The following is a 22,811-nucleotide window of genomic DNA, read 5'->3' as shown; positions in this document are numbered from 1 at the left end:
GGGTTACGCGAGCGCCAGTTCACCGGCCTCGCCATGTGCCGCGCCCGCGTCGCCGGGATTCGACAAGCCCTGGTAGATGCGCACGTAGTCACGCGCCATCCGCTCGACGGAAAAGCGCGCGTCGAACGCCGCGCGCACGCCGGCGCGCGGCAGGCTGGCGACGCTGGCGACGGCGGCCACCGCTTCATCAATGCCGTCCACGATATAGCCGCTGATGCCCGGCTCGATCACTTCCGGCACCGAGCCACAGGCGAACGCAATCACCGGCGTGCCGCAGGCCATGGCCTCGATCATCACCAGGCCGAACGGCTCCGGCCAGGCAATGGGAAACAGCAGCGCGCGCGCATTGCCAAGGAAGGCGGACTTGGCCGACTCGTCGATTTCACCGATGTATTCGACGTTGGGGTGCGCCGCTACCAGCGGGCGGATCACATCCTGCCAATAAGCGCGATCGACGCGGTCGACCTTGGCCGCGATCTTCAGCGGCATGCCCGCGCGCACGGCGACCTCGATGGCATGGTCCGGGCGCTTCTCCGGCGAGATGCGGCCGAGAAAGGCCAGGTAGTCGCCGGCGGGATTAGCGCAATAGTCCAGCAGCGCCCCGGGAATGCCGTGGTGCACGGTGCCCACCCAGTTCACCGGCGGCATCGGCGCGCGCTGCGCGGCGGACACCGACACCAGCGGAAAATCGGGGAAGTGCGCATAGAAAGGCTGCAGCTCCGGCAGGTCCAGGCGTCCGTGCAAGGTGGTCACCGCCCGCACCGGCATGCGCCGCAGCAGCGGGAAATGCAGCATGTCGATATGGAAATGCAGGACATCGAAACGCCCGGCGCACTCCATCACGCGATCCAGCATCGTGACGTAGTAGGGCAGATGCTCGCCGACGCGCGCATCCAGGCGCAGCGCCATGTCGCAACACGGCACCAGTTCGGCGCGCGTGACCGAATCACCGCTGGCGAACAGCGTGACCTCATGGCCTTGCCGCACCAGTTCTTCCGTCAGGTAAGAGACGATGCGCTCGGTCCCCCCGTACAGGCAGGGCGGACAGCGTTCGGCGAGTGGTGCAATCTGCGCAATCTTCATCGGCTTCCCCCGTCTGATAAGCAGGCTGCAGAGTGGATTGCCGCGACAGTGCCTGGGCTGATGAAGGCACCATAGAAAGCGCCGGCGGCTTTTTCAAGCTGGTCCGGACCATGCAGGCGCGGCATGAGCACCATGTCGCAGCGCCATGATTCCGGGACAGCCCGGTCGGGACTTACCCTCAGGGGCGTCGCTGCTATTTCGCGCTGCGGAATACCGGGCCGCTTTCCTTGACGGTGCCGGCGGGCCTATGCAAAAGTCGGTGAAAACGAACGACCGTGCGGGAATACTTCCCGACACGGCGTCACCGGGCGCCAATACCGCCCGGCTTGCCGAGCGGCCATCGTGCCGCATCGCACAGGAGACACCGCCATGCAGCATCCGCAGCACAGCATCGCGCACCGCCATCGCCACGGCCCGCACGGGAATGCGCGCCGGCGCGCCGGGGCACCTACCTCGGCACACCATCCGGCGGCACACCACCCGGCACGCCCGCCGGCACGAACGCGGGCGCTACCGCCCGCCTGATTCCACCCGCTTGATTTCTCTTGCGCGGCCGCGCCTGGCGCCGCGCGATGGCACACGCACGGCACGCGCCGCTGCGTGACTGGTTTCCCGAACCGTACGAGGTACCCCCGTGGCATTGTTCCTTCAACAGTTCCTGAACGGCCTGACGCTGGGCGGCGTGTACAGCCTGGTCGCGCTTGGCCTGACGCTGGTCTACGGCATCCTGCACGTGCCCAATTTCGCGCACGGCGCCTTCTACATGGCCGGCGCCTACGTCTCGTACTACCTGATGACCGCGCTGGGCGTGAACTACTGGCTGGCGATGCTGGGCGCGGCGCTGGTGGTGGCGGTGCTGTCCATGCTGGCCGACCGGCTGGTGTTCCATCCGCTGCGCAATGCGCCCGAGCTGCACGACATGATCGCCGCCATCGGCATCTTGCTGTTCCTGGAAGCCGGCGCGCAGGCGCTGTGGGGCGCGGATTTCCACCGCATGCCCACGCCCTATGGCCAGATCGTCGAGGTGTTCGGCCTGACCGCGCCGCTGCAGCGCCTGCTGATCATCGGCGCGGCCTTTGCGCTGATGGTGCTGCTGCACCTGTTCCTGACGCGCACCATGACCGGCGCCACCATCATGGCGATGGCGCAGAACCGCGAAGGCGCGGCGCTGGTCGGCATCGACGCCACGCGCGTGACGCTGCTGGTATTTGCCATTTCCGGCGCGCTGGCCGCGATCGCCGCGACGCTGTACGCGCCGATCAACCTGGTCTACCCGAGCATGGGCAACCTGGTGATCACCAAGGCCTTCGTCATCATCATCCTCGGCGGCATGGGCAGCATCCCCGGGGCCATCGTCGGCGGGCTGATCATCGGCATGGCCGAGAGCTTCGGCGGCTTCTACGTTTCCACCGACTACAAGGACATCATCGCCTTCGTGCTGCTGGTGGTGATCCTGTCGATCCGGCCGCAGGGCCTGTTTGCCGGCAAGGCAGCCTGAGGAGCACAACATGAAAGCACTGCAAGGAAAGACCGGCTGGATGCTGCTGCTGGCCGTGGCCATCGCCTTCCCGCTGGTGACGCCCAACAGCTACTACCTGACCGTGATGACGCTGGCCTTCATCTATGCCATCGCCACGCTGGGGCTGAACCTGATCACCGGCTACACCGGACAGCTTAACCTGGCGCATGGCGGCTTCATGGCCATCGGCGCCTACACGCTGGGCATCCTGACGGTAGACCACCAGGTGCCATTCTGGGCGGCGTTCGTGCTGGCCGGGGTGATCTGCATGGTGCTGGGCTATGTGGTCGGCGTGGTGTCGCTGCGCCTGAAGGGCCATTACTTCTCGATCTTCACCATGTGCGTGGGCTACATCATCTACCTGCTGATCGAGAAGTGGGAAAGCCTGACGCACGGCACGGTGGGGCTGATCGGCATCCCGGTGCCGGCGGCGATCGGGCCGCTCAGCTTTGACAGCGTGCAGGCGCAGTATTACCTGGTGCTGGCCTTCCTGGCCGTCGGCGTCTTCCTGATGCACCGCATCGTCACCTCGCTGCTGGGCCGCAGCTTCATGGCGGTGCGCAACAGCGACGCGCTGGCCGAGGCGCTGGGCCTCAACCTGATGCGCACCAAGGTGCTGTCGTTCGTGCTGTCGGTGGGCTACGCCGGTTTTGCCGGGGCGCTGTACGCGGGGCAGGTGCGCTTCCTGGGCCCGGATATCGCCCGCACCGACCTGACGTTCGACATGGTGATGTCGATGCTGGTGGGCGGCATCGGCACCATCTTCGGGCCGCTGCTGGGCGCGGTGCTGGTGCCGTGGATCACGCAGTCGCTGCAGTTCATGCAGGACTACCGCATGCTGGTGTTCGGCCCGGTGCTGATCCTGCTGATCATCTTCGTGCCCGACGGCATCGTCGGCTCGTACCTGAAGAAGCAGGCGCGCAAGGCCGCCGCCGCACGCCGCGGCAAGCAAGCCCAGCCCGCTGCCGCCGGCAGCAGCAACACCGCTGCTGTCCCGACCACCCGCGCCGGAGCCGACCATGCTTGAGATCCGCCACCTGACCAAGAAATTCGGCGGCCTGACCGCGGTGCACGATGTCTCGGTCACCTTCGAACAAGGCCACATCAACGCCATCATCGGCCCCAACGGCGCCGGCAAGACCACCTTCTTCAACCTGGTGGCGGGCACCCATGCGCCCAGCTCCGGCCAGATCCTGTTCAAGGGACAGGACGTGGCCGGCCTGCGGGCCGACCAGATCGCGCGCCTCGGCGTGGCCCGCACGTTCCAGGCCACGGCGCTGTTCGACCGCGCCACGGTGCTCGACAACCTGATCGTCGGCCATCGCCTGCGCACGCGCTCCGGCCTGGGCGACGTGCTGTTCAATACCCGGCGCCTGCGCGAGGAAGAACGGCTGTGCCGCGACAAGGCCGAGGCCGCGCTGGACTTCGTCGGCCTGTCGCACCTGGCGCACGAGGTCGCCGCCGACATCACGCAGGAGGCGCGCAAGCGCGTCGCCTTTGCGCTGGCGCTGGCGACCGACCCGGAACTGCTGCTGCTCGACGAGCCCGCCGGCGGCGTCAACCCCGAAGAAACCGTGGGCCTGGCCGAGCTGATCCGCAAGATGGTGCGCCATGGCAAGACCGTCTGCCTGATCGAACACAAGATGGACATGATCATGCGGCTGGCCGACAAGATCATGGTGCTGAACTACGGCGAGAAGATTGCCGAAGGCACGCCCGCGCAGATCCAGCAGGATCCGCATGTCATCGAGGCCTACCTGGGAGCCGACCATGTTGCAGCTTGAACGCGTCTCGCTGTCGTACGGCAGCTTCCGCGCCCTCGACAACATCACGCTGCACGCCGGTGCCGGCGAGCTGGTGGTGCTGCTTGGCGCCAACGGCGCCGGCAAGAGCTCGATCTTCCTGGCGATGAGCGCAATCCACCGCATCAGCGGCGGCAGCATGCGCTTCGACGGGCGCGAGCTGTCGGGCATGAAGCCGTCGCAGATCGTACAGGCCGGGCTGGTGCATTGCCCGGAGGGCCGCAAGCTGTTCCCGGCGATGAGTGTGGAGAAGAACCTGGTGCTCGGCGCCTATGTGCACCGGCGCGACGGCGCCGGTATCCGCAAGACGCTGGAAGAGGTCTATGAACTGTTCCCGATCCTGCGGCAGAAGAAGGACGACCCGGCCGGCTCGCTGTCCGGCGGGCAACAGCAAATGGTGGCGCTGGGGCGCGCGCTGATGAGCCGCCCGCGCGCGCTGCTGCTCGACGAGCCGTCGCTGGGCCTGGCGCCGCTGGTGGTCAAGCAGATGTTCGAGATCATCCAGCGCATCAACCGCGCGGGCACCACGGTGCTGCTGGCGGAGCAGAACGCCTACGCGGCGCTGGAAATTGCGCATCGCGCCTATGTGATCGAGAGCGGGAAGATCGTGATGGAAGGCGATCGGGATACGTTGTTGAAGGATGAGGGGATTCGCAAGGCGTATATCGGGGGGTAGCACCGGAATCACCGACTGCGTGCTCCCTCTCCCGCTTGCGGGAGAGGGGAGCAAACCGAGCGGTAGTCAACGGATAGCAGACATAACAAGCGCAGTACTTTCAGGAGACAAGACAATGCAACACAACATCATGCGCCGTATCTTCCCGCTGGCCGCCACCGCCGTGGCCGCGATGCTGGCCTCGGGCGCCGCGCTGGCGCAGGAAGTGGTCAAGATCGGCTATACCGGCCCGCTCTCCGGCGGCGCCGCGCTGTATGGCAAGAACGTGCTGTCCGGCGTGCAAATGGCGGTGGACGAGATCAATGCCGCGGGCCTGGAGGTCAAGGGCAAGAAGGTCAAGCTGGAGGTGGTGGCGCTGGACGATAAGTACTCGCCCGCCGAGGCCGCCATCAACGGGCGCCGCCTGGTGCAGCAGCACAAGACCCCGGCGGTGTTCGTGCCGCATTCGGGCGGCATCTTCGCGCTGCAGGCCTTCAACGAGCAGGAGAAATTCCTGGTGATGGCCTACTCCAGCGTGCCGCGCATCACCGACGCCGGCAACAAGCTGACCATCCGCATCCCGCCGGCCTATACCGGCTATATCGAGCCGTTTATCAAGGCGCAGATGAAGCGCTATGGCAAGAACGTGGCGCTGGCTCCGGCCGACCACGACTATGCCAAGGCCTGGGTGCAGGCCTTCCTGCCGGCATGGGAAGCCGCGGGCGGCAAGGTGGTGGCGAACAACCCGATGTCGTACACCAAGGCAACCGATTTCTACAGCGGCGTGTCGCGCGCGATCAGCGGGAAGCCGGACGTGATGTTCGTCGGCGGCCCGTCGGAGCCGACCGCGCTGGTGGTCAAGCAGGCGCGCGAACTCGGCTTCAAGGGCGGCTTTATCGTGATGGACCAGGCCAAGATGGACGAGATGGCGAAGGTTACCAACGGCCTGGGCATGCTGGAAGGCTCGATCGGCGTGCTGCCCCTGGTCAACGACAACCGCCCGGCGGCGCAGGCGTTCAATGCCAAGTACAAGAAGCTGCATGACGGGCGCGACGCCACCACCGAGATGTCGCTGAACTACACCATGGTGTATGCGCTGGCCGGGGCGATGAAGCTGGCTGGCACCACCAGCGACGCCGCGGCCATCCGCGCGAAGATGCCCGATGCCGTCAAGGGCCTGGCCAAGGAAGTCAACCCCAACGAGGTCGACGGCATCGACGCCAAGGGTGGCTCGATGGCCGACACCGTGGTCGGCTGGGTGCAGAACGGCAAGATCTCGCAGGTGCGCCTGTCGGAACTGGCCAAGTAAGGCGACGCCGCGGCGCTGCCGTTACCGGCGCCGCACCAGCACCAACCCCCGCAGGCCGGCAGGCTTGCCGGGGTTTTTCGTTGCGGCGGCCGGCATGGGCCGGCGTCAGCTAGCGGCGATCGCCGTCACGGCCCTGGCGCGCCTCCATCTGGCCGCGCTCATGCTGCGCGCGTTGTTGCTGCTGTTGTTGCTGCTGTTGTTGCTGCTGTTGTTGCTGCTGCTGTTGTTGTTGCTGTTGTTGCTGCTGCTGTTGCTGCTGGCGCTGCTGCTGTTCCGCCTGCCGCTGCATCGCCTGCTGGCGTTGCTGTTCCTGCATGGCGCGCTGCTGTTCGTGCATCGCGCGCTGTTGCTCCTGCATCTGGCGCTGCTGCTCCGCCTGCCGTTGCATTGCCTGCTGGCGCTGCTGTTCCTGCATGGCGCGCTGCTGTTCGTGCATCGCGCGCTGTTGCTCCTGCATCTGCCGCTGCTGCTGTTCCGCTTGCCGCTGCATCGCCTGCTGGCGTTGCTGCTCCTGCATCTGCCGCTGCTGCTGTTCGGCCTGGTGCTGCATCGCCTGCTGGCGCTGCTGTTCCTGCGCCTGGCGCTGCTGGCCTTCCTGCATCTGCCGCTGCTGTTCAAGACGCTGGCGCTGCATCTCTTGCCCCTGGCGCTCGGCGGTCTCGCGCTGCGCGTCGGGCTGGCGCTGCCGCGACTCTTCCATCTGCCGCTGCTGCTGGGCCTGCTGCATCTGCCGCTGCTGTTCGAAGCGCTGGCGCTGCATCTCTTGCGATTGCCGCGCCGGATCGGGGCGCTCCTGCCCGTCAGCCCACTGGCGCGGCGGCATGCGCTGCTGGCGCTGCTCGTCCAGTTGCCGTTGCTGCTCGCGCAGGGCCCGCTGCTGTTCCATCTGCTGGCGCTGCGGTTCGCGCTGCATGGCCGGTTGCTGCTGCCGGGCGTCGCCGGGCACGCCCGATGGTCCGGCAAAGCCGCGTGCCTCGTCGGGCCGGGTGCTCTGGCCGCGGCCATTGCCACGCCACGGCTCGCCGCGGACATTGGCATCGTTGCGCTCGGCACGGCCGTCCGTACCGGCATCGGGGCGCCCGCCGCGCGGCTGAGACTGGGGGTGGTCACGCGACGCGATGGCCGCCTGGCTCATGCGCACGTCGGGCACCGGCCGTGCGTCGCGGCCGGGCCGCCGTTCATTGCCGCCGCGCCAGGCCGGGCCAGCGCCGGGCACGACCCCGCCCTCCCGCGCAAAGCGCCGGGCCAGGTCATCCGTGGCCGGGCGGCCCGGTGCGCGCGCCGCAATGGCCTGGCGTTCAAAGCCATGGCGCGCCTGCGGCGGCAGCGGCCGCATCGGCGCCGCGCCCAGCAGGCTGCCCTTGACCGGTGCCACCGGCGGCGCGCCGTGCGCCTCGCCCGCCGGCAGGTTGCGCCATTCCGGCCGGTGCAGGCCGCGCGCCGGCCGGCCTTCGACAAAATTGCGCGCGGGCATGCCGGTAATGGCGCCGGGCACGTTGCGGTTGGCATACGGGGGCGGCCGGCGGTCGCCCATCACGAAGTTGTTGACGGTGACCCGATTGATGCGGGCGACGTAGGTCGGGCTGGCCCGATAGACCGGCCGGTAGGCGTCGCGCGGCCCCAGCGGATACCAGGCCACGCCCGGTCCGCTGCCGACCCGCACGTTCCAGCCGGAGCCGCCGGCGCCGACAAAGGCCACCAGCGCCGGGGCGTAGCAGGGGCGCACCCGTGGCCCGGGGACCCAGCCCCAGCGCGAGCCCACATAGGCCCAGCGGCCATAATGCGATGGCGCGAAGCCCCACGGCGCGTCATCGATCCAGGTCCAGCCCCACGGCGCAATCCAGGCCCAGTGGCCGGCGCTGTACGGCGCCCAGCCCGCGCTGACCACGCGCGGGAACCACACCGCGCCGTAGCCCGGGTCTTCCTGCCAGTCGCCATAGCCGTCCAGCGCGGCGTAGCCCGGCATCTCGCGCGGCACGTAGCGCGCCGACGGCGACGCGTCTTCACGCGCGTCGCGCGCCGCGGTCCAGCGGTCGAACGCATCTTCCGGCGCCGCGCCGCCGCCCGCATCGGCCAGGTCGGTGCCGGCAAAGCGCATGCGGTCGCCGCGCTGCAGCTCGACCGTGCGGCTGTCGCCGTAGACCACCGCGCTGCCATGGCGCAAGGTCACGGTGGTGGTGCTGCCGTCGGGCGCCACGTCCAGGCGGTAGTCGCCGGGCTCGCGTGGCACGAAGGCCAGGTTCGGGGTATCGACCTCGACCGTCTGGCCCGGCGGCAACGCCCGCACGCGTACCTGCAGCGTGCCCTGCGTCAGCTTGACCTGCGTGGCGCTGTCGTCCAGGTTCAGGATGGTGGCGGCCGTGGCACCACCCATGCGCAGCGCCACCGTGCCGGCGTGCAGCTCGGCGCGTCCGCCCGGCTCGAGCCAGAGCCGGTCGCCAGTGGTCACCGGCCGGTTCAGCCCGGCGGCGGCCCAGTCGTCCGAGCCGGCCGGCGCAAAACTGAGGCTGCCGTCGACCGCGGTCAGCGTAGCGATGCGCGAGGAAGGATCGGCCTGCTGCAGCGCGGCGTCGGCAACCGGCGCATCGAGATAGGGTTCGCCCGGCGCGGCGGGCACCTGCGCCAGTGCAGCAAACGCCACTGCGAGGCTGGCTGCAGCCGCCAGCGCGGTCAGCGCCAGCCTGCCGCCAGAGCGGGCACGGGCCTGGCCGGCGAATTGAAAGGGATCGGACATGGAAGGGCAGGAGCAGGACAACCACGGGGGTCGGCGGGCAGGCCGGCCCACGCCGGCGGCAACCCTAGTGTCACCATACATGGCGCGGGATGCCGCGGCGCGTTCGGCGCGGCACAGTTTGTAAGCTCGTATTTCGCCAGGGGCCCGGGCCGGCTGGCCCGGCCGGTGTGCACGGCAGGCTGCGGGCGGGCCGGCGGCCGGCGCCGCCGTGGCGGGGCCTGGCCCGCGGTCAAAGGTGGAAACAACTTCGGCATCCGGGCGGGGCGGCCGCGACCGGAAGCCGCTCAGCGGCCGGCTTGCTGGCGCAGCATCTCGGTCAGGCGCTCGGCGGGCATCGGGCGTCCGTACAGGTAGCCTTGCGCCTCATGGCAGCCGTTGGCCAGCAGGAAATCGCGCTGCTCGGCGGTTTCCACGCCTTCGGCCACCACGCCGATGTGCAGGCTGGCGCCCACGTTGATCACCGAGCGCACGATGGCCGCGTCGACCGGGTCCTGGGTCACGTTGCGGATAAAGGACTGGTCGATCTTGAGCCGGTCCACCGGAAACGACTTCAGGAAGCTGAGCGAGGCATAGCCCGTGCCGAAGTCATCGCAGGTGAGCGTAATGCCGTCGCGGCGCAGCGCCTGCAGCTGGTCCGAGACCTCGTCGCCCTGCTGCAGCGCGATGGTCTCGGTGATCTCGATCTCGAGACAGTCGGGCGCCAGTTCCAGCGCCCGCAGCACGTGGCGCACCTCGGTCAGCAGGCGGCTTTCGGAGAGCTGGGCCGCGAACAGGTTGATGGCCACGCGCGGCGGCCGCGGAAACGCCAGCGCCCAGGCACGCGCCTGGGCACAGGCGGTCTGCAGCAGCCACATGCCGACATCGCTGGCGATACTGCTGCCGGCCAGCGCGTCGATAAAGGCGGCGGGCGACAGCAGCCCGCGGGTCGGATGGCGCCAGCGCATCAGCGCCTCGGCGCCATGGACACGGCCGTCGCGCAGGTCGACCTGAGGCTGGTACAGCAGTTCGAACTGGCGCTGGGCATAGGCTTCGTGCAGGGCCTGGACCAGCGACAGCCGGGTGGTCACGTCCGAGCGCATCTGCGGCTTGAAGAAGCGGATGGTGCGGCCGCCATCGTGCTTGGCCCGCGCCAGCGCCAGGCTGGCCGCCGCCAGCATGTCCGAGCCCTGTTCGCCGGCCGCGGGCGCCACGCAGGCGCCGATGCTGGCCAGCACGTGATGGCGGCGCCCGGCATGCTCGTGCGGGGAGGACAGCATCGACAGGATCGCGGCGCTGACGTGGCGCACCAGGGTGGGATCGGCAATAGAGGGCAGCAGCACGCCGAATTCGTCGCTGCCGATGCGGCCGATGACGGCGTCGCGGGGCGAGGCATCGCGCAGGCGCCGGGCCACGCGCTGCAGGATGATGTCGCCTTCGGCATGGCCGTGCATGTCGTTGAAGGCGCGGAAGTCATCAATGCCGATCAGCAGCAATGCGCAGCGCGGCACGGCCTCGCTATGCAGGCGTGCTTCCAGCCGTTCCAGAAAGCCCTGGCGATTGTCAACGCCGGTCAGCGGATCGAGATCCGAGCCTGGCGAGGCGCCAGCCGACTTCGCCCCCGACTTGGCCACCATCCCTGCCCCATCTGTAATTGTCGACATTGTTACCCGCTAGCAATTTAGCAAGTGTGACGAAAACTTGGAAAAAATCAAGCAGTTCCCATACTCGCCAAAACCCCTAGGCGCCGGCGCAACGCCGGGCCTGCCTGGATCCGCGTGCGCGTTGAATCGGGCGGCCGCATACAGTACCCTACCGCGCATCGGCGCCCCGCCCCTGCAGTCCCGGCCCGCCAACACGGCCCGCCTTGCCGGCATCGGCCGCGCCCGAACAAGAACATCACCGGGATAACACCGTGAATGAATGGACCATCCGCACGCGCATCCTGGCAAGCTTTTCGCTGATCCTGCTTGTCATGGCGCTGATGGGCGTAGTCGCCTACACCCGCCTGAGCGCGATTGAACGAGGCACCACGCTGATGCTGCAGGACGCGCTGCCCGGGCTGAACTACAGCACCGGCATCCGCGGTGTCTGGGGCGAGCGCTACGTGCTGGCATGGCAGACCATCAACGCCACCGACGAAGCGGAGCGGCGCAGCTTCCAGCAGCAAGGCCAGGAGGCTGCCAGCCGCCTGGACAAGCTCGAGCAGCAATACGAGGGCACCATCACGCGCGACGAAGACCGGGCCGCCTTCAAGGCCTATCGCGACGTGCGCGCGCGTTACGAACAGGCGGCCCAGGTCCTGTCACGCCAGGGCGACTGGAGCACCGCCGCCGCCTCGGCAGCGCTGCGCGGCGAGGCGCATGACCGCTGGATCGAGGCACGCAAGGCGACCCAGCACCTGGTGGACGACAACAGCGCGGTCAACTCCCGCGCCGCGCAGGGCATCGACGATGCCGTCAATGCCGCCAAGCTTGGCATCGAAGCGGCGCTGATCGTGGCGCTGGTGGTGGCGCTGGTATGCGGCTACCTGCTGCTGCGCGCGATCACGGTGCCGATGCAGTCGATCGTCGGCCTGCTGGCCGGCATCCGCGGCGGCGACCTGCGCCTGCGCATGGCGCTGCGCCGCAAGGACGAGTTCCAGGAAGTGGAAGAAGGCTTCAACCAGATGACCGGCGAGCTGACTTCGCTGGTGGGCCAGGCCCAGCGCACCGCGATCCAGGTCACCACCTCGGTCAACGAGATCGCCGCCACGGCGCGCCAGCAGCAGGCCACCGCCACCGAAACCGCCGCCACCACCACGCAGATCGGCGCAACATCGCGCGAGATCTCGGCCACCGCGCGCGACCTGGTGCGCACCATCCACGAAGTCTCCAGCGCCGCCGAGCAGGCCGCGGCGCTGGCCGGCACCGGGCAGGGCGGCCTGTCGCGCATGGAAGGCACCATGCAGCATGTGATGGATGCCGCCGGTTCGGTCAACGCCAAGCTGGCCACACTCAACGAAAAGGCCGGCAATATCAACCAGGTGGTGACCACCATCGCCAAGGTCGCCGACCAGACCAACCTGCTGTCGCTGAACGCCGCGATCGAAGCCGAGAAGGCCGGCGAGTACGGCCGCGGCTTCGCCGTGGTGGCCACCGAGATCCGCCGCCTGGCCGACCAGACCGCGGTAGCCACCTATGACATCGAGCAGATGGTGCGCGAGATCCAGTCGGCGGTGTCGGCCGGCGTGATGGGCATGGACAAGTTCTCCGAGGAAGTGCGCCGTGGCATGTCCGAGGTGACGCAGGTGGGCGACCAGCTGTCGCAGATCATCGCCCAGGTGCAATCGCTCGCGCCGCGCGTGCTGATGGTCAATGAAGGCATGCAGGCCCAGGCCGGCGGCGCCGAGCAGATCAACCAGGCGCTGATGCAGCTGTCCGAGGCCGCGCAGCAGACCGTCGAATCGCTGCGCCAGTCGAGCCAGGCGATCGACGAACTGACGCTGGTCGCCAACGACCTGCGCAGCGGCGTGTCGCGCTTCAAGGTCTAGGCTGCCGGTTCCCGCACCGGGCCGTCGCGCGCCGCCGCCATGAAACTCTTCCTGCTGTTCCGCCTGGGTGCCGACCACTACGCGCTCGATGCCGCCGAGATTGCGGAAGTGCTGCCGCTGACGCGGCTGAAGCAGATTCCCGGCGCGCCGGCCTGGGTGGCGGGACTGATGGAGCGGCGCGGCCAGCCGGTGCCGGTGCTCGACCTGCCCGCGCTGGCCACCGGCGTGCCCGCCGCGTTGCGCACCAGCACGCGCACGGTGCTGGTCCATTACCGCCGCGCTGAAGGCGAACCCGTGCGGCTGCTCGGCCTGCGCCTGGAAGCGGCCACGCAGACGCTGCGCTGCCCGGCGGAATCGTTTCTCGACGCCGGCGTGTCCGGCGCCAGCCCGCGCTATCTCGGCCCGGTGCGGCAGGACGCGCGCGGGCTGGTGCAATGGGTCAGGGTCGGCGCCCTGCTGCCGGACGAGGTCCATGCCATGCTGTTCGCCGATGCCGCCAGGGAGGCCGTCTCGTGAGCACCGCCGCGCATATCGAAGCCTTGCTCAAGGCCCGCATCGGCCTGGACGCCGGCGCCATCGGCAGCGGCGCGGTGGCGCGCGCCGTGCGCGAACGCCAGCAGGCGCGGCACGCGCCCGATACCGAGGCGTACTGGCAACTGCTGCAAGGCACGGCCGACGAATTCCAGGCGCTGATCGAGGCCGTGGTGGTGCCCGAGACCTGGTTCTTCCGGCACCGCGAAGCCTTGCTGGCGCTGGGCCGCTTTGCCGCCGAACGCGCCTTTGCCGACGGCAGGCGCACGCTGCGGCTGCTGAGCCTGCCCTGCTCCACTGGCGAAGAGCCGTATTCGATCGCCATGGCACTGCTCGATGCCGGCGTGCCGCCGGGGCGCTTCTATATCGACGCGGTGGACATCAGCGCGCGTGCGCTGGCCCGTGCGCGCCAGGGGCAATACAGCGCCAATGCCTTCCGCAGCGCGCCGCTGGACTTCCGCGACCGCTATTTCACCGCCACGCCCACCGGCTACGCGCTGGACGCGCGGGTGCGCGCGCAGGTGCGGCTGCTGCAGGGCAACCTGATCGAGCCCGGCCTGCTCGCCGGCGAAGCGCCTTATGACTTTGTATTCTGCCGCAACCTGCTGATCTACTTCGACGCCGCCGGGCAGCGACAGGCGGTGCAGACCCTGGTGCGCCTGACCATGCCCGACGGCCTGCTCTTCGTCGGGCCGGCGGAGGCCAGCGTGCTGAGCGCGCAGGGGCTGGAGCCGGTCGGCATCCCGCTGACCTTTGCCTTTCGCAAGCCCACCGCCGCGGCGCCGCGTGCGCGCCCCTCCTCCCACCCGCCGGTCCACGCCACCCAGCCACCCCGCATGGCCGCGCCGCCGCGCCTGCCGCGGCCGCCCGCGTCCATGCGTCCGCCGGCGCCGCGGCCCTCCGCGCCGGCCGCACCATCAGCTTCGGATGCGCGCGCATCGGAGCTGGCCGCGATCGCGGCGATGGCCGACCGCGGCGAACTGGACGCCGCCACGGCCGCGTGCCTGGCGCTGCTTGACCGTCCCGCGCCGGATACCGGTGGTGCCGCCATCGCCGATGCCTATGGCATGCTCGGCGTGCTGCACGACGCCGCCGGCCGCGTCGCCCAGGCGCACGCGGCCTACCGCAAGGCGCTCTACCTGGACCCATCGCACCAGGAAAGCCTGTATCACCTGGCCGCGTTGCTCGACACCGAAGGCGACCACGATGGCGCCACGCGCTTGCGCCAGCGCGCGCAGCGCCACAACCGCAAGCACCATGGCTGAGACCCGCGCCCATTCCCTTGCCGCCGTGGTGCGCGCCGACGGCGTGGATGACTGCTGGCGGCGCATCGGCGTGCGCGGCGACGGCAGTTGCCCGGCGCTGGCCGAGCACGCCCACTGCCGCAACTGCCCAACCTACGCGCAGGCCGCTGCCCGGCTCCTGGACGCCCGGGAGCTGGAGCAGGATCTGCAGGACTGGCCCGATGCCGGCGGCAGCGATGGCAATGACGGCCACGCCGGCGACGACCGCAACGACGGCGGCACCGCGCTGGCTTGCCTGGTGTTCCGCATCGGCGATGAATGGCTGGCGCTGCCGACCGCCGCGCTGGGCGAAGTCACCGCGCCGGGCCCGGTCCATTCGCTGCCGCACCGGCGCGATGCCGCCGTACTGGGGCTGGCCGCGGTGCGCGGCAACCTGCTGGCCTGCCTGTCGCTGGCGCACGTGTTCGACACCGGCGCAGCCCGCGCCGAGCTCAACGCTGCCGGCAGCCGCTTCCTGATCCTTGGACAAGGGCGCGCCGCGATCGCCCTGCCGGTGGCCGAGATCGCCGGCATCGTGCGGGTGCGGCGCGCCGCGCTGCTGCCGCTGCCCGCCACGCTGGCGCGCGGCTCGGCCCGCTATACCCAGGCGCTCTTTCTCGACCAGGGCCGCAGCGTCGGCCTGCTCGACGCCGCGCAAGTCCGCCAGGCGCTGGCACGGAGCCTGGCATGAACCCGGAACAATTGCGCGACGCCTCGCTGCTGGAACTGTTTGCGCTCGAGGCGGACGCCCAGGCCGAGATCCTCAACGCCGGCCTGCTGGCGCTGGAGCGCAACCCGGGCGCACCCGAGCAGCTCGAGGCGTGCATGCGCGCGGCGCACTCGCTCAAGGGCGCGGCCCGCATCGTCGGGCTCGACGGCGGCGTGCGGCTGGCGCATGCCATGGAAGACTGCCTGGTCGCCGCCCAGGGCGGCATGCCGCTGGCTGCCGCGCATATCGATGCGCTGCTGCAGGGCACCGACCTGCTGCTGCGCATCGGCCATCCGCCCGGAGGCGACCCGGACTGGTCCGAGCAGGCTGGCCGCGCCGAGATCGACGCGGTGGTGCAGCGGCTGGGTTCGCTCGACGGCGGCGGCGCGCCGGCGCAGCCCGCCGCTGCCGACGCGCCCGCCCCCGCAGCGGCCCCGGTCCGCACCCCCGCCCCTGCGCCGACGCTCGAGCCCGACACCGCGCCGCCGGCACCGATGGCCGCGCACAGCGCAGACGGCCACGAGCGCATGCTGCGCATCAATGCGGATGCGCTGGACCAGATGCTGGCACTGTCGGGCGAGGCCATGGTCGAATCGCACTGGCTGCGGCCCTTCGGCAAAGCGCTGCAAAAGGCGCGGCGCCAGCAGGCGCGCGCGCTGTCCGCGGCCGACACGCTGCAGCAGGCCCTGCGCGAGACACAGGATGGCGGCGGCGCGCATGCGTCAGCGGCGGCGCAGGCGGCCCTGGCCGAACTGCGCCAGCTGCTCGACGATGGCCACCAGCAACTGGCGGCGCGGCTCGACGAGTTCGAGCAGTACGATCATCGCGCCACGCGGCTGGCGCGCCGGCTCTATGACAGCGCGCTGGCCTCGCGCATGCGCCCGCTCTCCGACGGCCTGGCCGGCTACGCGCGCATGGTGCGCGACCTGGGCCGCTCGCTGGGCAAGCCAGTGCACCTGGAGCTGTCCGGCGCCGGCACGCAGGTGGACCGCGACATCCTCGAGGCGCTGGACGCACCCCTGGCGCACCTGCTGCGCAATGCCGTGGACCATGGCATCGAGGCGCCGGCGGTGCGCCAGGCCCAGGGCAAGCCGGCGCAGGGCCGCGTGATGCTGCACGCGCGCCACAACGCGGGCCGGCTGCAGATCGAGATTTCCGACGACGGCGCCGGGGTCGACCTGGAAGCGCTGCGGCGCGCCATCGTGCGGCGGCGGCTCGCCTCCGAAGACACGGCGGCGCGACTGTCGCAGGCGGAACTGCTCGACTTCCTGCTGCTGCCCGGCTTCAGCATGCGCGACACCGTCTCAGAAGTCTCCGGTCGTGGCGTCGGCCTGGACGCGGTGCAGGAGATGGTGCGACGAGTGCGCGGCACCCTGCGCCTGACGCAGCAGCCGGGCCAGGGCCTGCACTTCAGCCTCGAGCTGCCGCTGACGCTGTCGGTGGTGCGCACGCTGCTGGTGGACGTGGCCGGCGAAGCCTATGCCTTCCCGCTCGGCCGCGTGCTGCGCGCGACCTCGGTGGCACGCAGCGAAATCGAGCAGACCGAAGGCCACCAGCATTTCCGCCACGAGGGCCGCGCCATCGGATTGGTCAGCGCGGCGCAGGTGCTGCAGCGGGCCGGCGCCGATGCCGTGCCGGCGCGCGCGCAGGTCCCGGTGGTGATCATCGGCGAGGGCGAGCGGACTTATGCGATTGCGGTCGACCGCATGCTGGGCGAACGCCTGCTAGTGGTGCAGCCGCTGCCCGCGGCACTGGGCAAGGTCCGCGACATTGCCGCCGGCAGCCTGACCGACGACGGCACGCCGGTGCTGATCTTCGATGTCGAGGACATGATTCGCTCGGTCGAGAAGCTGGTTTCCGAAGGCCGCATCGAAGGCGTGCGCCAGGCCGAAGCGGCCAGCCTGCAGGAACGCGCGCGGCGCGTGCTGGTGGTGGATGACTCGCTCACCGTGCGCGAGCTGCAGCGCAAGCTGCTGGCCGGTCGCGGCTATGACGTGACGGTGGCGGTCGACGGCATGGACGGCTGGAACGTGCTGCGCGCCGAGCCTTTCGACCTGGTCATCACCGACATCGACATGCCGCGCATGGACGGCATCGAGCTGGTGCGCCGGATCCGCCAGGACGCCGCGCTGCGCCAGCTGCCGGTGATGGTGGTGTCGTACAAGGACCGCGAACAGGACCGCCAGCGCGGCCTGGAGGCCGGCGCGGACTATTATCTGGCCAAGGGCAGTTTCCACGACGCCGCGTTGCTCGACGCGGTCCAGGACCTGATCGGCGAGGCACGTCCATGAAAATCGGCATCGTCAATGATTCAGCGCTCGCGGTCGCCGCGCTGCGCCGCGCGCTGGCGCTGGATCGGGCGTTCGAGATCGCATGGATTGCCGGCGACGGCGCCCAGGCGGTGCAGATGGCCGCGCGCCAGACCCCCGACCTGATCCTGATGGACCTGCTGATGCCGGTCATGGACGGGGTCGAGGCCACGCGCCGGATCATGGCCGCCACGCCTTGCGCCATCGTGGTGGTGACCATGGACCTGGGCCGCAATGCCTCGCAGGTGTTCGACGCCATGGGCCATGGCGCCATCGATGCGGTCGACACCCCGACCCTGGCCGAAGCCGACGCGCAGCTTGCCGCCGGCCCGCTGCTGCGCAAGCTGCGCAATATCGCGCGCCTGCTGGCGGGGCGGGTGGCGCCGCAGCACGCGCTGGCGGTGGCGCCGCGCGCCGGCAGCGCGCCGCGGCTGGTGGCGATCGGCGCCTCGGCCGGCGGCCCGGCCGCGCTGGCCATGCTGCTGGGCGCGCTGCCGGCGGACTTCAGCGCCGCGGTGGTCACCGTGCAGCATGTCGACGAGGCCTTTGCCGCCGGCATGGCCGACTGGCTCGACGGACAGTGCGCGCTGCCGGTGCGCATTGCGCGCGCCGGCGAGGCGCCGCAGGCCGGCACGGTGCTGCTGGCCGGCACCAACGACCATCTGCGCCTGTCCGGCCCGAGCCGGCTGGCCTACACCGAACAACCCTGCGACTACCTTTATCGCCCCTCCATCGATGTGTTCTTCGAAAGCGTGGTGGAACACTGGCGCGGCGACGTGATCGGCGTGCTGCTCACCGGCATGGGCCGCGACGGCGCGCTCGGCCTGAAGGCGATGCGCGACCGCGGCTTCCTGACCATCGCCCAGGACCGCGCCACCAGCGCCGTGTACGGCATGCCCAAGGCCGCCGCCGCGCTCGGCGCCGCCGCCGAGATCCTGCCGCTGACGCGCATCGCGCCGCGGCTGGTGCAGGCATGCGGCCCCGCGGCACTGCCGTGGCCCGCGCCGACCACCTGAATGCACGCAACGGGCCCCGGCCGCGCCGGGACCGCGAGAACCGGAATTGAATATGCAACCCGAATCCTCTAACCCATCCGCCGAGCCCGCAGCGGCGCCCGCCGCCGACAAGCAGGAATACCTGGCCATGGTGCTGCTGGTGGACGACCAGGCCATGGTCGGCGAAGCGGTGCGCCGCGCGCTGGCCACTGAGCCGGATATCGACTTCCATTACTGCGCGCAGCCGGACGAAGCGGTGGCCGTGGCGCAGCGCACCAAGCCCACCGTGATCCTGCAAGACCTGGTGATGCCGGGCGTGGACGGCCTGACGCTGGTGCAGCGCTATCGCGACAACCCCGCCACGCGCGATATCCCGATCATCGTGCTGTCGACCAAGGAGGAAGCCGCGACCAAGGGCGCGGCGTTTGCCGCCGGCGCCAACGACTACCTGGTCAAGCTGCCGGACAGCATCGAGCTGATTGCGCGCATCCGCTATCACTCGCGCTCCTACGTGAACCAGCTGCAGCGCGACGAAGCCTATCGCGCGCTGCGGCAAAGCCAGCAGCAACTACTGGAAACCAACCTGGAACTGCAGCGCCTGACCAACTCGGACGGCCTGACCGGCTTGTCCAACCGGCGTTATTTCGATGAATACCTCGGCGCGGAATGGCGCCGCGCACTGCGCGAGCAGACCCAGCTGGCGCTGCTGATGATCGATGTCGACGCGTTCAAGGCCTACAACGACACCTACGGCCACGTCGCCGGCGACGAGGTGCTGCGCCGCGTGGCCGCGGTGATCCGCGACAGTTGCGTGCGCGCCGCTGACCTGCCCGCACGCTTCGGCGGTGAAGAGTTCGCCATGGTGCTGCCGGCCACCTCGCCCGGCGGCGTGCGGCTGCTGGCCGAAAAGGTGCGGCGCGCGGTGCAGGGCCTGGCCATTGCCCACAGCGGCTCGCCTACCCTGGACTGCGTGACCGTCAGCATCGGCGGTGCGGTGCTGGTGCCCCAGCCCGGCGCGCAGCCCAGCCAGCTGGTCGAAGCGGCCGATGCGGGCCTCTACCAGGCCAAGCGCAATGGCCGCAACCTGGTCATGATGTCGCCGGGCTGAGCCGCGTCCGCACGCCGGCGCGGCTGCCCGCAACCATCGCACGACCATGGCGGCAACAAGCAGTTACACATCTGCGCAGGCGGCATGGCGGCCTGCGGCCGCGGCCCGTCGCGCCGCCGCGCTTGTGCTGCCAAGGCGCGCCGCCTGGCGCCGCGCGCATGCATCACTTCCTGTCGGAATCGTCCGACACTGAATTCGGAGCGTCGCGCCTGTCTGGCCTACCGCTTCAAACCTATCGTTGCATCACGGCAAGCGTGATCCCGCGCCTGCATACCAGATAGCAACTGGCCACGCGGCCGCCGCGATCCGCGCCGGCATGGGCCAGCTCGTCTCTGACTCCAACAGCAAGAGGTGACCCATGCTTCGATCCAAGACCCTTCTCCTCGGCCTCGCGCTCGCCGCGACCGCCGTGCTGACAGCGTGCGGCGGCGGCGATGACGGCATCGATGACCGCATCGGCCTGAGCAAGCCCTCGATCCGCGCGATCCACGCCATTACCGGCGGCCCCAATGTCGACGTGCTACAGAACGGCGCGCGCACCAGCTTCCTGAACAAGCCCTACAAGTTCGTCTCGACCTACTTCAACGTTGAAACCGGTAACCAGCTGATCTCGTTCAACGTGGCGGGCACGCAGACAGAACTGGGCCGCGCCAGCCTGGTCGCCGCCACCGGCCACAAGTACACCGTGGTGGCGCTGCCCGGTGCGACCGCGGCAGAAACGGTGACCATCGATGATCCGTACGGCAAGGGCCTGCTGTCGAACAAGGCCCGCGTGCGCTCGCTGAACGCGTCGTTCAATGCGCAGAACATCGACGTCTACCTCACCCTGCCGGCCGTCGACCTGAACTCCGTGTCGCCGACCTTTGCCGCGGTGGGCTACAAGCAGGCATCGCCGGCATCGGGCCAGGATTCGATCGACCTGGACGGCAACACCACCTATCGCCTGCGCATCACCACGGCCGGCACCAAGACCGTCATCTTTGATTCGGGCGCGCTGACGCTGGCCAACAACGCCGACTGGCTGATCACCACGATCCCGGTGGATGGCATCGGCGGCCTGACGCCGAACAAGATCAAGGTGCTGGTGGCGCGTGGCGACGACGAATCGCAAGCCGGTCTGGAACTGGTGACGCAATAACCGCTGTCGCGGTTGCCTGCGGCAGGCGGGCAACATGCGAGGGGCCGGTCCGGAAGGACCGGCCTCTTTTTGTTTCAAGGCTCGGCGGCAGGCCGCGCCGGCGATTCGCCGGCAGGTTCAAGCTCTGCCTTCAGCACGGCCAGGTGCGAGATATACGCCTCCAGTTCCGCCCGCCCCTGCGCGGTGATGCAATACACGCGGCCGCTGCCTTCGACCAGCTCCGCGGTGATGGCCCGGGCCATCATCAGGCTGCGCAGGATCGGCCGCAGGGTGCGGATGTTCTTGTCGATGCCGCGCTCGCGCAGCCGGTCCACCAGGCTGAGCACGGTTGACGGGCTGGACTGGACCAGCTTGAGCACATAGATGCGTGAGAAAAACCGGTCAAGGGTAGGCGGTTTCATGGGCGCTGTCGGCGCACCCGATGGTGCGGGAATCCTGATCATCATGCGCAGCCCATGACTGCTGCCGCAGTCGGGCACTCTCTGGTGGTATTGCGAGCGAACGCGCGGCGCTCAGCCCGCAAATGAAAACGGGGTGCACGAAGGCACCCCGAATGCTTGCATTGCCTGCGCCGGCCGGTTGCACACCGCCGGCGCCTTTCCGGGGCGCGCGGGCGCTATTCTTCCTGGAACGCTTCCTCGCGCTTGGCCTTGATTGACGGCAGGGCCACCACGGCCACCAGCGCGGCGGCCGCGATCAGCAGGCCGACCGACAGCGGGCGCGTCACGAACACGGTGAAGTCACCGCGCGACAGCAGCAGCGTGCGGCGGAAGTTCTCTTCCATCATCGGCCCGAGCACGAAGCCAAGCAGCAGCGGCGCGGGTTCGCACTTCAGCTTCAGGAACAGATAGCCGATCACGCCAAAGCCGGCGGCCATGAACACGTCGAAGGTCTGGTTGTTGACCGAGTACACGCCGATGCCGCAGAACACCAGGATCGCCGGGTACAGGAAGCGGTACGGCACGGTCAGCAGCTTCACCCAGATGCCGATCATGGGCAGGTTCAGGATGATCAGCATCAGGTTGCCAATCCACATCGAGGCGATCAGGCCCCAGAACAGCGACGGGTTGCTGGTCATCACCTGCGGGCCCGGCTGGATGTTGTGGATGGTCATCGCCCCCACCATCAGCGCCATCACCGCATTGGGCGGAATGCCCAGCGTCAGCAGCGGGATGAACGAGGTCTGCGCCGCGGCGTTGTTGGCCGATTCCGGACCCGCCACGCCTTCGATCGCGCCCTTGCCGAATTCATGCGCGTACTTCGACGTCTTCTTCTCGAGCGAGTACGCCGCGAACGACGCCAGGGCCGCGCCGCCGCCCGGCAGGATCCCCAGCGCCGAACCCAGCGCGGTGCCGCGCAGCACGGCCGGGATCATGCGCTTGAAGTCTTCCCGGGTCGGGAACAGGTTGGTGACCTTGTTGGTGAAGGTCTCGCGGGCTTCCTTCTGCTCCAGGTTGGCAATGATCTCGGCAAAGCCGAACATGCCCATCGCCAGCGCCACGAAGTCGATGCCGTCGGTCAGCTCAGGCACGTCGAACGAGAAGCGCGCGGCGCCGGAGTTCACGTCGGTGCCGATCAGGCCCAGCAGCAGGCCCAGCACGATCATCGCGATCGCCTTGGGCAGCGAGCCGGAGGCCAGCACCACCGCGCCGATCAGGCCCAGCACCATCAGCGAGAAATACTCGGCGGGGCCGAACTTGAAGGCAATTTCGGACAGCGGCGTGGCAAATGCGGCCAGGATCAGCGTGGCCACGCAGCCGGCGAAGAACGAGCCCAGGCCCGCGGTGGCCAGCGCCACCCCTGCCCGGCCGCGCCGCGCCATCTGGTAGCCGTCGATGGTGGTCACCACCGACGACGATTCGCCCGGCAGGTTCACCAGGATGGCGGTGGTCGAGCCGCCGTACTGCGCACCGTAGTAGATGCCGGCCAGCATGATCAGCGCGGCCACCGGCGGCAGCGTGTAGGTGATCGGCAGCAGCATGGCGATGGTGGCCAGCGGCCCCAGGCCCGGCAGCACGCCGATCAGCGTGCCCAGCACGCAGCCGAGGAAAGCGTAGGCCAGGTTCTGCAGCGACAGGGCCGTGGAAAAGCCCAGCGCAAGGTGATCAAACAATTCCATGTCGGGGTT

18 protein-coding genes are annotated in these 22,811 nt (G+C 69.4%); 13 read left to right on the top strand and 5 right to left on the bottom strand.

All coding sequences use genetic code 11. The features are described from left to right. Positions 1–3: 3 nt before the first annotated feature. A complete protein-coding gene (locus ACOCMH_RS05725; RefSeq protein ID WP_427308189.1) occupies positions 4–1,083 on the bottom strand; it encodes a glycosyltransferase family 4 protein in 1,080 nt (359 codons plus the stop codon). A 634-nt stretch (positions 1,084–1,717) separates the two neighbouring features. Between ACOCMH_RS05725 and ACOCMH_RS05720 the strand changes: the two genes are divergently transcribed. From ACOCMH_RS05720 to ACOCMH_RS05700, 5 genes are all read left to right on the top strand, one after another. Then, entirely contained in the window at positions 1,718–2,581 is an 864-nt protein-coding gene (locus ACOCMH_RS05720) for a branched-chain amino acid ABC transporter permease (RefSeq protein WP_115690757.1), read from the top strand. 10 nt (positions 2,582–2,591) lie between these two features. Further along, a complete protein-coding gene (locus ACOCMH_RS05715; RefSeq protein ID WP_427308188.1) occupies positions 2,592–3,629 on the top strand; it encodes a branched-chain amino acid ABC transporter permease in 1,038 nt (345 codons plus the stop codon). Next, on the top strand, positions 3,622–4,386 hold the full coding sequence (locus ACOCMH_RS05710) for an ABC transporter ATP-binding protein (protein ID WP_427308187.1): 765 nt from the start codon (positions 3,622–3,624) through the stop codon (positions 4,384–4,386). The genes ACOCMH_RS05715 and ACOCMH_RS05710 overlap by 8 nt, the downstream gene beginning before the upstream one ends. Then, entirely contained in the window at positions 4,373–5,080 is a 708-nt protein-coding gene (locus ACOCMH_RS05705) for an ABC transporter ATP-binding protein (RefSeq protein ID WP_427308186.1), read from the top strand. The genes ACOCMH_RS05710 and ACOCMH_RS05705 overlap by 14 nt, the downstream gene beginning before the upstream one ends. 115 nt (positions 5,081–5,195) lie before the next feature. Beyond that, positions 5,196–6,368 carry an ABC transporter substrate-binding protein gene (locus tag ACOCMH_RS05700; RefSeq protein WP_427308185.1) on the top strand — a complete coding sequence of 391 codons (1,173 nt, stop codon included), beginning with the start codon at positions 5,196–5,198 and terminating at the stop codon, positions 6,366–6,368. A gap of 109 nt (positions 6,369–6,477) precedes the next feature. Here the strand turns inward: ACOCMH_RS05700 and ACOCMH_RS05695 are convergent, their stop codons facing one another. Beyond that, positions 6,478–9,102, bottom strand: coding sequence for a DUF6600 domain-containing protein (locus tag ACOCMH_RS05695; RefSeq protein WP_427308184.1), 2,625 nt, complete (start codon positions 9,100–9,102; stop codon positions 6,478–6,480). A 284-nt stretch (positions 9,103–9,386) separates the two neighbouring features. Further along, positions 9,387–10,715: a putative bifunctional diguanylate cyclase/phosphodiesterase gene (locus ACOCMH_RS05690; RefSeq protein WP_427308373.1), complete on the bottom strand. Its 1,329-nt coding sequence runs from the start codon at positions 10,713–10,715 to the stop codon at positions 9,387–9,389. 278 nt (positions 10,716–10,993) lie between these two features. On the opposite strand from ACOCMH_RS05690, the gene ACOCMH_RS05685 reads away from it, so the two are divergent. The 8 genes from ACOCMH_RS05685 to ACOCMH_RS05650 all read left to right on the top strand — a co-directional run bounded on the left by ACOCMH_RS05685 (position 10,994) and on the right by ACOCMH_RS05650 (position 20,683). Next, positions 10,994–12,610 (top strand): methyl-accepting chemotaxis protein, encoded by a 1,617-nt coding sequence (locus ACOCMH_RS05685; protein ID WP_427308183.1) that lies wholly within the window; start codon positions 10,994–10,996, stop codon positions 12,608–12,610. 39 nt (positions 12,611–12,649) lie between these two features. Further along, positions 12,650–13,126: a chemotaxis protein CheW gene (locus tag ACOCMH_RS05680; protein ID WP_427308182.1), complete on the top strand. Its 477-nt coding sequence runs from the start codon at positions 12,650–12,652 to the stop codon at positions 13,124–13,126. Continuing rightward, entirely contained in the window at positions 13,123–14,406 is a 1,284-nt protein-coding gene (locus tag ACOCMH_RS05675) for a CheR family methyltransferase (protein ID WP_427308181.1), read from the top strand. Before ACOCMH_RS05680 ends, ACOCMH_RS05675 begins: the two co-directional genes overlap by 4 nt. Next, positions 14,399–15,115 carry a chemotaxis protein CheW gene (locus tag ACOCMH_RS05670; RefSeq protein WP_427308180.1) on the top strand — a complete coding sequence of 239 codons (717 nt, stop codon included), beginning with the start codon at positions 14,399–14,401 and terminating at the stop codon, positions 15,113–15,115. Before ACOCMH_RS05675 ends, ACOCMH_RS05670 begins: the two co-directional genes overlap by 8 nt. Next, positions 15,112–17,424: a hybrid sensor histidine kinase/response regulator gene (locus ACOCMH_RS05665; RefSeq protein ID WP_427308179.1), complete on the top strand. Its 2,313-nt coding sequence runs from the start codon at positions 15,112–15,114 to the stop codon at positions 17,422–17,424. Before ACOCMH_RS05670 ends, ACOCMH_RS05665 begins: the two co-directional genes overlap by 4 nt. Further along, entirely contained in the window at positions 17,421–18,458 is a 1,038-nt protein-coding gene (locus ACOCMH_RS05660) for a chemotaxis response regulator protein-glutamate methylesterase (protein ID WP_427308178.1), read from the top strand. The genes ACOCMH_RS05665 and ACOCMH_RS05660 overlap by 4 nt, the downstream gene beginning before the upstream one ends. 52 nt (positions 18,459–18,510) lie before the next feature. Beyond that, complete coding sequence (locus tag ACOCMH_RS05655) at positions 18,511–19,545, top strand: diguanylate cyclase (protein ID WP_427308177.1); 1,035 nt, start codon at positions 18,511–18,513, stop codon at positions 19,543–19,545. A 358-nt stretch (positions 19,546–19,903) separates the two neighbouring features. Continuing rightward, on the top strand, positions 19,904–20,683 hold the full coding sequence (locus tag ACOCMH_RS05650; protein WP_427308176.1) for a DUF4397 domain-containing protein: 780 nt from the start codon (positions 19,904–19,906) through the stop codon (positions 20,681–20,683). Between the two features lie 74 nt (positions 20,684–20,757). On the opposite strand, the gene ACOCMH_RS05645 is transcribed toward ACOCMH_RS05650, so the two are convergent. Both ACOCMH_RS05645 and ACOCMH_RS05640 read right to left on the bottom strand, forming a co-directional pair. Next, positions 20,758–21,084: a transcriptional regulator gene (locus ACOCMH_RS05645; protein ID WP_427308175.1), complete on the bottom strand. Its 327-nt coding sequence runs from the start codon at positions 21,082–21,084 to the stop codon at positions 20,758–20,760. A 215-nt stretch (positions 21,085–21,299) separates the two neighbouring features. Continuing rightward, a complete protein-coding gene (locus ACOCMH_RS05640; RefSeq protein WP_171515175.1) occupies positions 21,300–22,802 on the bottom strand; it encodes a tripartite tricarboxylate transporter permease in 1,503 nt (500 codons plus the stop codon). Between the last annotated feature and the right edge of the window lie 9 nt (positions 22,803–22,811).

It is taken from the genome of Cupriavidus sp. H39 (assembly GCF_050271075.1).
Lineage (GTDB): Bacteria > Pseudomonadota > Gammaproteobacteria > Burkholderiales > Burkholderiaceae > Cupriavidus > Cupriavidus necator_B.
This window is presented reverse-complemented; position numbering and strand designations above follow the sequence as displayed.

Coding starts and splice junctions, on each gene's coding strand:
- ACOCMH_RS05725 (WP_427308189.1), bottom strand. CDS start 1,083: ATGAAGATTGCGCAGATTGCACCACTCGCCGAACGCTGTCCGCCCTGC.
- ACOCMH_RS05715 (WP_427308188.1), top strand. CDS start 2,592: ATGAAAGCACTGCAAGGAAAGACCGGCTGGATGCTGCTGCTGGCCGTG.
- ACOCMH_RS05710 (WP_427308187.1), top strand. CDS start 3,622: ATGCTTGAGATCCGCCACCTGACCAAGAAATTCGGCGGCCTGACCGCG.
- ACOCMH_RS05705 (WP_427308186.1), top strand. CDS start 4,373: ATGTTGCAGCTTGAACGCGTCTCGCTGTCGTACGGCAGCTTCCGCGCC.
- ACOCMH_RS05700 (WP_427308185.1), top strand. CDS start 5,196: ATGCAACACAACATCATGCGCCGTATCTTCCCGCTGGCCGCCACCGCC.
- ACOCMH_RS05695 (WP_427308184.1), bottom strand. CDS start 9,102: ATGTCCGATCCCTTTCAATTCGCCGGCCAGGCCCGTGCCCGCTCTGGC.
- ACOCMH_RS05690 (WP_427308373.1), bottom strand. CDS start 10,715: ATGGTGGCCAAGTCGGGGGCGAAGTCGGCTGGCGCCTCGCCAGGCTCG.
- ACOCMH_RS05680 (WP_427308182.1), top strand. CDS start 12,650: ATGAAACTCTTCCTGCTGTTCCGCCTGGGTGCCGACCACTACGCGCTC.
- ACOCMH_RS05670 (WP_427308180.1), top strand. CDS start 14,399: ATGGCTGAGACCCGCGCCCATTCCCTTGCCGCCGTGGTGCGCGCCGAC.
- ACOCMH_RS05665 (WP_427308179.1), top strand. CDS start 15,112: ATGAACCCGGAACAATTGCGCGACGCCTCGCTGCTGGAACTGTTTGCG.
- ACOCMH_RS05660 (WP_427308178.1), top strand. CDS start 17,421: ATGAAAATCGGCATCGTCAATGATTCAGCGCTCGCGGTCGCCGCGCTG.
- ACOCMH_RS05655 (WP_427308177.1), top strand. CDS start 18,511: ATGCAACCCGAATCCTCTAACCCATCCGCCGAGCCCGCAGCGGCGCCC.
- ACOCMH_RS05650 (WP_427308176.1), top strand. CDS start 19,904: ATGCTTCGATCCAAGACCCTTCTCCTCGGCCTCGCGCTCGCCGCGACC.
- ACOCMH_RS05645 (WP_427308175.1), bottom strand. CDS start 21,084: ATGAAACCGCCTACCCTTGACCGGTTTTTCTCACGCATCTATGTGCTC.
- ACOCMH_RS05640 (WP_171515175.1), bottom strand. CDS start 22,802: ATGGAATTGTTTGATCACCTTGCGCTGGGCTTTTCCACGGCCCTGTCG.